This window comes from Candidatus Erwinia dacicola, from assembly GCF_001756855.1.
GTDB classification, from domain to species: Bacteria; Pseudomonadota; Gammaproteobacteria; order Enterobacterales; family Enterobacteriaceae; genus Erwinia; species Erwinia dacicola.
Map to the genome: position 1 here is coordinate 1 of NZ_MAYS01000247.1, position 1,076 is coordinate 1,076.

Sequence of the window (1,076 nt, forward strand, 5' to 3'; positions counted from 1 at the left end):
TGGATCGCTACCGGGTGATAGTGATAGATGACCTGGGTTATGTCAAACGTGACAATGCTGAAACCGGGGTATTGTTCGAACTTATCGCGCACCGGTACGAAAGAGGCAGTCTGATCATCACCAGCAACCATCCGTTCAGCACATGGGGAAGCATCTTCGTGGAAGAGACGATGGCGGTAGCAGCGGCGGATCGGTTGATCCATCACGGTTATATCTTCGAGTTAAAAGGAGAAAGTTACAGAAAGAAAACATCAAAAGCGATAACGCAGCAGTCAACTAAGCAAGAATCCTAAGGCGGCCAGGATAGTTGACGCGTACCGGCAAAAGTAATTGACGCCTAATATTTTATATGCCAAATTCATAAGATGTACATATCTATAACAACGTTACCGCCCCTAAGTTAGGGTTTATTACTTTTCTAAAAAAACATGTTGATGTTTGTGACGGTTATAGAACTATATTCATTTATGAATATGATAACGATTGTGAACCCGTTTTGGTTCTTCATGAACCATCTGATTTGACTGAATATGAAAAGTCCGGCTATTGGATTGTCGGTAATATTTACTCAAAGCTGGAAAACGGGAAAAAATACAGTGAGAAGGAACTAAGGAAGATAATAAAATCGGGAGAGGTAATGTAAGGAATGGGGCGACATATAGCCCCTTCTGTCCGCTGGGGCGGATAAAAAAGCGCAAAAAGCATCACATAATTAGCTGTTTTTCATAAAAAATCCTTTCAGATACGCCACTAATGACGTATTATTACGTCATCGAAAGGGGATAGCCCCAATCAATAAAGCCCACACGGGCAGGAGCTAAAAAATGAAATCTATCTTAAACTTGGCTTATCCAGACACCTTTAAATTCTCATTTACAAAAGCCGAAATCAAAGGCGGTAAAATGTTCATGAGTACCTACGGTATTCGCCAGAGCTTCACCGTTGAAAGTCACGCATCTTTGGAAAGCCTGATCCAGACCATCACCACAAAATGCGGTGTAAATTCCTCAAAACGTTGATTTTGAAATAATCGACTAAATAGAACGGCGGGGGAAACCCCTGAGGGATCCCCAGAA

General features: G+C 41.9%; 2 protein-coding genes. Both read left to right on the plus strand.

Annotated features, from left to right (window positions below; translation table 11 throughout):
- The coding region (locus BBW68_RS07580; RefSeq protein ID WP_186821304.1) for an ATP-binding protein at nt 1-293 on the plus strand (293 nt) is incomplete at its 5' end.
- A 531-nt stretch (nt 294-824) separates the two neighbouring features.
- Nucleotides 825-1,019 (plus strand): hypothetical protein, encoded by a 195-nt coding sequence (locus BBW68_RS07585; protein WP_245675229.1) that lies wholly within the window; start codon nt 825-827, stop codon nt 1,017-1,019.
- Nucleotides 1,020-1,076: the final 57 nt, after the last annotated feature.